The sequence below is a fragment of the Verrucomicrobiota bacterium genome, from assembly GCA_027622555.1.
Taxonomy (GTDB): Bacteria; Verrucomicrobiota; Verrucomicrobiia; order Opitutales; family UBA2995; genus UBA2995.
Map to the genome: position 1 here is coordinate 117,725 of JAQBYJ010000003.1, position 8,263 is coordinate 125,987.

The 8,263-nt window shown below is 43.2% G+C and carries 6 protein-coding genes; 1 reads left to right on the top strand and 5 read right to left on the bottom strand.

Translation table 11 applies throughout. The features are described 5' to 3' along the window. Positions 1 to 147 precede the first annotated feature (147 nt). Positions 148 to 2,751 carry an ATP-dependent chaperone ClpB gene (clpB, locus tag O3C43_01820; protein MDA1065219.1) on the top strand — a complete coding sequence of 868 codons (2,604 nt, stop codon included), beginning with the start codon at positions 148 to 150 and terminating at the stop codon, positions 2,749 to 2,751. On the opposite strand, the gene O3C43_01825 is transcribed toward clpB, so the two are convergent. The 5 genes from O3C43_01825 to O3C43_01845 all read right to left on the bottom strand — a co-directional run bounded on the left by O3C43_01825 (position 2,752) and on the right by O3C43_01845 (position 7,730). Further along, positions 2,752 to 4,446 (bottom strand): iron ABC transporter permease, encoded by a 1,695-nt coding sequence (locus O3C43_01825; protein ID MDA1065220.1) that lies wholly within the window; start codon positions 4,444 to 4,446, stop codon positions 2,752 to 2,754. A 116-nt stretch (positions 4,447 to 4,562) separates the two neighbouring features. After that, on the bottom strand, positions 4,563 to 4,925 hold the full coding sequence (locus O3C43_01830) for a response regulator (GenBank protein ID MDA1065221.1): 363 nt from the start codon (positions 4,923 to 4,925) through the stop codon (positions 4,563 to 4,565). 152 nt (positions 4,926 to 5,077) lie between these two features. Next, positions 5,078 to 5,746 (bottom strand): response regulator transcription factor, encoded by a 669-nt coding sequence (locus O3C43_01835; GenBank protein ID MDA1065222.1) that lies wholly within the window; start codon positions 5,744 to 5,746, stop codon positions 5,078 to 5,080. Between the two features lie 287 nt (positions 5,747 to 6,033). After that, complete coding sequence (locus O3C43_01840; GenBank protein MDA1065223.1) at positions 6,034 to 6,720, bottom strand: response regulator transcription factor; 687 nt, start codon at positions 6,718 to 6,720, stop codon at positions 6,034 to 6,036. Continuing rightward, positions 6,717 to 7,730: a histidine kinase gene (locus O3C43_01845; protein MDA1065224.1), complete on the bottom strand. Its 1,014-nt coding sequence runs from the start codon at positions 7,728 to 7,730 to the stop codon at positions 6,717 to 6,719. Before O3C43_01845 ends, O3C43_01840 begins: the two co-directional genes overlap by 4 nt. Positions 7,731 to 8,263 lie beyond the last annotated feature (533 nt).

Consider the following 8,263-nt stretch of genomic DNA (forward strand, 5'->3'; position numbering starts at 1 on the left):
CGTTTTCAAATTTTTTGTCTCATGGTTCTCTATTTAATAAATGGATCCAATAATCCTTAAGTTATTGAATAGTAATGAAAGCTATTATTCTGAGTTAACTTAATAGGGTGATGATTGCGGGGTACGATTCGTGCATTTTACCAAAGTATGAATACTCAAAAATTTACCGAAATGTCCTCCCGTGCGGTTCAGGATGCTCAACAATTCGCTTTATCTTTGGGCAATCCGGAGATTGAGACGCTCCATTTATTGAAGGCCCTTGTTGAGCAAGAGCATGGCGTCGTACCAGAGCTCTTGAAACAGTTGTCGTTATCTCCCAACGCTCTGTCACTGGCTCTTGATAGAGAGCTTGGAAATCAGCCTAAGGTCTCAGGAAGTGTGGATGTTTCTCGCATCTACGTCACTCAAGCGTTGAATCAGGCTTTCGCCGAAGCTGAAAAAGAAGCCAATCGTCTCAAGGACGAATTTATTAGCGTTGAGCACTTACTGCTGGGATTAATAGAGATTGGCAAACCCGCGCCACTTGCGCGCTTGTTTTCTAGTTTCAATATTGAAAAGAAAGGCGTGCTTAAGGCACTCAAAGAGCTACGCGGGAGTCAAAGAGTGACAAATCAAAATCCCGAAAATACCTACAACGTATTAGAAAAATACGGAGTTGATTTGGTTGAACTGGCACGGACAAACAAGATCGATCCTGTGATTGGCAGGGATGATGAGATTCGGCGTGTAATTCGGATTCTATCTCGAAAAACCAAAAATAATCCTGTGTTAATCGGTGAACCGGGTGTTGGAAAAACAGCTATCATCGAAGGCCTTGCTCAGAGAATTGTGCGAGGCGATGTACCTGAGGGGATCAAGGATCGGAAAGTTTTTTCTCTGGATCTGGGATCTCTGGTTGCTGGAGCCAAGTACCGTGGAGAGTTCGAAGAGCGGCTCAAAGCTGTGTTGAAAGAAGTTAAGGACAGCGAAGGACAAATCATTCTGTTCATCGATGAATTGCACATGGTTGTAGGTGCTGGAAAAGTCGAAGGTGCTATGGATGCCGGGAACCTTCTAAAGCCGATGTTGGCTCGGGGCGAATTGCATTGTATTGGAGCCACGACCTTGGATGAATACCGAAAACACATCGAAAAAGATGCAGCCCTGGAAAGGCGTTTTCAAACTATCCAAGTGGATCAACCCAGCATTGAAGAATCAATTTCGATTCTTCGTGGACTGAAGGAACGCTTCGAAGTGCACCATGGTGTTCGTATCCAGGATAATGCCTTGGTCAATGCCGTGGTTCTTTCGCATCGTTACATTTCGGATCGATTCCTACCGGACAAGGCCATCGACTTGATGGATGAAGCTTGTGCGACAATTCGTACTGAAATGGATAGCATGCCAGCAGAATTGGACTCTCTCCAACGCAAGGTCATGCAATTGGAAATTGAAGATGCAGCTCTTAGGCAGGAAAAAGACGATGCGAGTAAGCGGCGACTTTCTGATCTCAAAAAAGAGTTGGTTGATCTAAAAGAAACATACGAAACTCTTCGACGTCAATGGCAGCAAGAGAAGGATCAGTTTTCTCACGTTCAGAAATTGCGTGAAAAGCTTGAATCAGCCAAACAAGAGATGGTGATCGCTGAGCGGTCCTACGATCTCAACAAAGTTGCGGTTCTTAAACATGGCGAAATTCCCAAAATGGAAGAGGCATTAGCTGAGCTTGAGAAGACTGCTTCTGAGAATTCCAAACTGATAAAAGAAGAAGTCTCTTCGGAGGAAATCGCAGATATCGTTTCACGATGGTCGGGAGTTCCGGTAACTCGTTTGCTTGAAGGTGAAAAGCAAAAGTTGCTTCACCTGGACGAGTCACTTCATGAACGCGTTATCGGGCAAGATGAAGCTGTAACAGCTGTAACTGAATCTATTTTGCGCGCTCGTTCTGGGATCAAGGATCCTGGTAAGCCGATTGGTTCGTTTCTCTTTCTGGGTCCTACAGGTGTTGGTAAGACGGAATTGGCTAAGACCTTAGCTGAAACTTTGTTCGATAGCGAAGATAACATCGTTCGTCTTGATATGTCCGAATATATGGAGAAGCACTCTGTATCGCGCATGATTGGAGCGCCTCCCGGCTATGTAGGTTTCGAGGATGGAGGGCAGCTTACCGAGGCCGTTCGTCGGAAACCGTATTCCGTGGTTCTTTTCGATGAGATTGAGAAAGCCCACTCCGATGTATTCAACGTGTTGCTGCAGATCTTGGATGATGGAAGAATCACCGACTCCCATGGAAGAACCGTAGACTTCAAGAATACCGTTATTATCATGACGTCTAATTTTGGGAGCCAACGCTTGATGGAATCCGTGGATAATGGTGTTATTTCAGATTCGGTGAAAGAATCCATCTTTGCTGATATTCGTAGTCTTTTCAGGCCGGAATTTCTAAACAGAATTGACGATACTCTGATTTTCAAGCCGCTCCAGCTGGAAGAAATTGAGAAGATTGTTCATCTGTTATTGAAGGAACTTTCAGGACGATTGAAGGATCGCAGTATCGAACTGAAGGTCGCAGATCCCGTAGTGACCTGGATCGCTGAAAAAGGATTTGATCCCGTATACGGAGCTCGTCCACTAAAGCGTTTCCTGCAGAAGCATCTTGAAACCGCGCTTGCTCGGCAGCTCATCTCCGGAGAGATTTCTACCGGCAGCGTTGTTGAGGTGGAGGTGGGCGAATCAGGTTTAGTTATTAAATCAGCTAAACTCGTAGCCTGATTAAACCCTGAAAATAGCTCCTAGTTTTTTCCCTAGAATCATGCTCGCGCCCATGATGCAGATAGCCAGGAAGATCATCGCCCAGACACCAAGAGCGGCGGCGACAAAGCGTCCGTCGCCGAGGAGTTGGAAGAGTTCGTATATAGCTTTGGTAATAGGATAGAATGCCTGTTTCTGGGCGAGAATAAGGGAGTCCGAAACTTCGAGCATAGCAAATGAAAAGCAAAGGAGAGCTCCTGCCAACAGGTTTGCCATAATTAAAGGCAGAGTAATCTTAACAATAGTTTTTGTTGGATGGCATCCGAGATTCTGTGCAGCTTCCTCATAGGCTTCACTTGATTGTTCAAAGCCTGCAACTGCACTTCTGACGATGTAGGGGAGCCTTCGAATTGCGTAGGCTATGATGAGAAGGAGGGTCGGATTTTCGATTGGATTTAAGAATTCAAAGAGTTTCCCTTCCTGGCTCATTGCGAGATATCCGAATGCCAGCACCAATCCAGGTACTGCAAGTGGCAGCATGGCCAATGCATCCAGGAGTCCCTTGCCTGGAATTTTGCTTCTCACCAAAACATAGGCGATGCAGATGCCTAAAATTAAATCAAGTACGGTGGCAACGGATGCATACTTCAGACTATTTGCTATCGAGGAAACGGTTAAAGAATGTCCCAGTGCTAGATCATAGTTGGCAAGCGTCCAATCTGAAGGAAGAATAGAGGCATACCAATCGGGAGCAAAAGAAAGAATGACTATGCCGAAATGGGGTAGGGTGGCTAAGCCAATTATGGTTAGAAAGCCTAACCAGCACAACAGAGTATTTTTGGGTCCCAGGACCCTACTACTGGAGGCATGGGTCGCCTTAGCCATCATCGCATAGCTACTTCTGCCAAAAACGCCTTTTCCGACCGCGTAAATGAGCATTGATCCCAGTAGCATGGCCGCAACAAGGGCGTATGGAAATGGGCTCCCGCCGATATCTTTAATTCCATAAAAAATTTGTACCGAGGTGATGCGTGAATAATCAAAGATTAAAGGTACACCTAGCTCCGTGAATGCCCAAATGAAGACGATAGTTCCCCCTGCGAATAGACCTGGGCGTATTAACGGGAGGGTAATCTTTCTGAATTTATTAAACCCTGTAGAACCTAAGTTCTTTGCTGCCTCCTCCATATTTGGATCTATATTTGCAAGGGCTGCGACTGCGTTTAAATAGATGATCGGATACAGGTGGAGCGTATTTAAAATGACTATACCCCAAAATGGATTAAATCCGATCCAATCAATAGTGCTGCCTTCAGGTAGTATACCTATCGATTGAAGAAAGGCATTAACCGCCCCATATTGCCCAAATATCTGTTTTACTCCGATGGCTCCGACAAAAGGTGGAAGAATAATGGGAATAAGCAGGAGGCTTTGTAAGAAGCTTTTCCCCTTAAATTGACATCTATCTGATACAACGGCCAGAGGCACTGAAATCAGGAAGCACAAAAAAGTTGTTAGGAAGGCTATGACAAACGCATTTTTTAGACCTTCCAGATAAATGCGGTTCGCAAATACCTCGATAAAGTAAACGAGTGTAAAGCTCCCATCCGCGGTCAGGAATCCACCCTTCAAAATTTGTAGTATTGGCCAGAGAAAGAAACAGCAGAAGAAGAGTAGCGTTAAGCCGAAAACTGCGTATGCAGAACTTTTAGACATCGAAGAAAATACCTGACAAATGAAAGGGCAGGGTCAAAACGTAATTTTGAGGTTTTGTATTAACCTGCGACTTAGGTATCGAAAATTGCGAATTATTGCTAACCTGCCTCGTGAACTTATCCTAGAAGTTTTTGGATTCTGGAGTTCAATGATTCAACTTCGAAAGGCTTGGCTAAAAACACGGTGTTTGTTTTCAGGTGATCTTCCAAAATAACCATGTCTTCCGTGTATCCAGAAATAATCAGAATTTTTATTTTTGGACACATGTTGTAGACCTCGGATGCCAATTCCAATCCGCCAATTCCCGGAAGAACTAAATCAGTCACCAAAACATCAAACGTTTGACCCTCTGCTTTAGCAATCTCCAGACCTTCCTCACCGCTTGCTGCTTCTACCACCTCGTACTTGAGGTTCTTTAGCATCGTTGAGTAAAGTTCTCTGCTGGCTGATAGGTCTTCGACTAAAAGTATCTTAGGCATGAATAGATTTAAAGAGGAAACCTAATAGTGACTAGGCATAGATTGAGGTGTAAATACCTAAATGGGCATAATTTACAGAAAAATAATGCTCGGTAATACTTAGCTAATCAGTGTTGGAATTCTAGCGCACCTTTATATACGCATAGAGTCCTTCAAAGGATAGCCGCTTCGCCGCTCGTTGTTCGGATTGCAAATCGAATCAGTTCAATCGAGTTTTTGAGATTGAGTTTCTTTTTAATCCGATACCGATGAGCTTCTACAGTTTTTATACTGAGATTCAGTTTTTTGGCAATTTCTCGGTTATTGAGTCCTTGGCCAATACATTTGAATACGAGAATTTCTTTATTACTTAGAATGCTTTCGGCAGCATTAAGCCAAGGTGAAGGCCCATGTCCCATCTGCTTTAGCATTTGGCGGCGAATGGACTCACTAAGAAATATTTCTCCATCCAGGATTCTTCGAATACCGCTGATTATTACCTCACAGGGCTCAGATTTGGTTATGAAACCACTTGCTCCAGCTCTCAGGCATTGTTCTGCATAATAGAGTTCCTCGTGCATGGATAAACAAAGAACCGGGACCTTAAACTCTGAGTTCTTAAGCCTTTTAATCAGAGAAATTCCTTCTTGGTATTGAAGGGATATATCGACCACGATCAAATCGATATCCAATTTCGAAAGGAGATCCATTGCCTGATCCTTGGTATTTACCACCCCACTGACCATGAACCCTTCTTCTTTTTCAATTATCAGTTGTAGGCCATACACCAGAATCGGGTGATCTTCTACGATTAGAATTTTATTTAGACCTTCGTTATTCACATTTCACACACACACAAGCAGGGAGCAAATTGAGTTAAATCTTTGCTCAGTTTTATTGTACCGACGGACTCAGATATGAGTTTGATAACTATTAACTCGATCTACATACTAACCGATTGAGTGTTGTCCTTACAATCAGGCCAGTCCCTGTTCAGGTTTTGCAGGAAAGTCCCCAAGATCCCTAGGGGTAACCCCTTAACGGTCCACTTTCAAAGTTTTGCTTGAGCTAGGGAGTATTATTTAAATTAGTTTTCGGCTAATTCTAACCAGAGAAATGCAACGTTCCTTTAATGCATTTTGCTGTTTTCGTGCTCCACCCATTGGACAGAAAACTGCACAAGCTCAGTCGCATTCTTGAGGTTTAATTTCTCCTTAATGTGAGCGCGATGGGACTCTACGGTTTTCACAGAGACATTCAGGGCTCCTGCGATCTCCCTTGTCGACAATCCGTTTCCTATAGATTGCACCACCTCAAGCTCGCGATCGCTCAGGCGCTCTACAGGAGACTGGTTTGTTGAAGCTGATCCGCTTACAATTTGATGGAGTAACTGGTCGGAAACTCTTTGGCTTACGTAGATGTCTCCCTCCATGATCCTGCGAATGGCTGCTTTAATCTTTTCGGCATCCTCTTGCTTCATGACATAAGCACGCGCTCCGGCCCGTAAAGCTCGTTGAGCATACACAACTTCGTCGTGCATCGAGAAGACCAAGACTTTTAAGTGGGGATAAAGGGCCTTGATATTTTTAATCAATTCCAATCCGTTATTTCCCCTTAGGGAAATGTCGGCAATTACCAAATCGGGACCGGTTGCAGGAATTCCTTTCAATGCTGACGAGACATCTTCGGCTTCTCCGCAGATTTGCATATCTTCTTCCTGCCCCAATAATTGGGATAAGCCTTTCCTGATCAATGGATGGTCATCCACCAAGAAGATATTTATCATTCGTCCTTTAGGTTTTGAAGGCGCGCTCATAGTTCGATAGTGTTGGGGTCAAATTTGCAAATAACGGATACCCCTTTGTCCTTGTTGTTCCCAATATGTATTGAAGCATTAATCATTCCGGCCCTACTTCTAAGATTGTGTAAGCCCATCCCGTCTGAGTTTTGAGGGTCAGATTCGAAACCTGAACCATTGTCCTGAATAGTCAAAATACCAAAGTTTTCTTCCTTTTGTAAAGTAATACTTATGGTATCGGCACCGCCATGACGAACGGCGTTATTAATGGACTCTTGGGTAATCCGAAATAGATGCGTAGCAATTTCCTGATTTTGGATTGTTAAATTAGACGCCATTTGGAACTGACAATTAATAGAATATAGAGTTTGGGTCTGCTGGATAAGCTCAACCAAACATTCCTGGAAAGTCTTTCTAGCCAAACTGACAGGATTTAAGCCATGAGAAAGGCATCTTGTTTTTTCTATACTGATTTGCAGTTGCTTCTTTATTTCCGTAGTAGCTTCAATGAGAGTTTCAGGATCTTTCCCTGTTTTGATTTGATAGACCAGATTGTTGGTAAAGAAAAGCATACCTGCCATCTGTTGGCATAGATCGTCGTGCAACTCCCGACCCAGTTTTCGCTTTTCTCTTTCTGAAATATTGAGCGTTCTTTTTTCGGATTCTTTTTGGCTGCTAATGTTGTAAAGAAGACCTTCAAAATCCGGCGAACCGGGTTCTCGTCTTATCCCAATTTCTCGTAACCAAACATAGCAGCCTTCTGTTTTCGCCCATCTGTATTCGACTGAATAGACTTCATTCCCGTCGTTGTTGCCAATTGTTTCTAATACATTCACTTTGTCTGAGGCGTGAATATGTTTAAACCAATCCTTCTTTGTAGAAGTTGTTTCCACCTTGTTTCCCAGGACTTCCTTTGCCCATGCTGAGAGTTTCGTTACCGATTTACGGTTTTCAGTGGCTTGCCAATACACCGTCTCTCCCTTCTGAAGAAGAGAATCTAATTCCGAGGAGATTTCCTGGATTGGCATTTTCTAAGTCTTTGGCCTTTAAAGGCGTAGTTAATAATTTTCTACAATTCGTAAAAAGTTGATCGCTTATTAACTACAGCAAAAATCCTAGATGTCCATATGGAAATTCCCTAAAAAAGGATTAGGGATTCTCTCTATGAGCTTGTTGAAAGCCTTAATGTTGGGTCGTGTGTCGTTTCGGAATTTTAGGTTTTTACATCCCCACGCTGAAAGTTAAGTAATGCAGGAAAGCCTTCGATACATCCGTTTTGTACGTATGGGGGATACAGTTTCTTTGTCCACTGCTTTGAATTGGGAAATACGATTAATCAGTTGGCGTAAAACCAATTTAGGAATTAAAGAATTTCAGGACAACAAAGTCTTCACTACGGCTCCTTTCCTGTTTTAATCGAAGAGGGTTCTAACGGTTGAAATTATTGTTAAAATAGTTCTGCGACAATTGCCTTGAACGACTTTTTTTTTGATATCCCTTTGTTTCTGAATTAGCGTCCTAAAAAGAAGACTTGATTACACTACAAAGATGCTGGTTGATG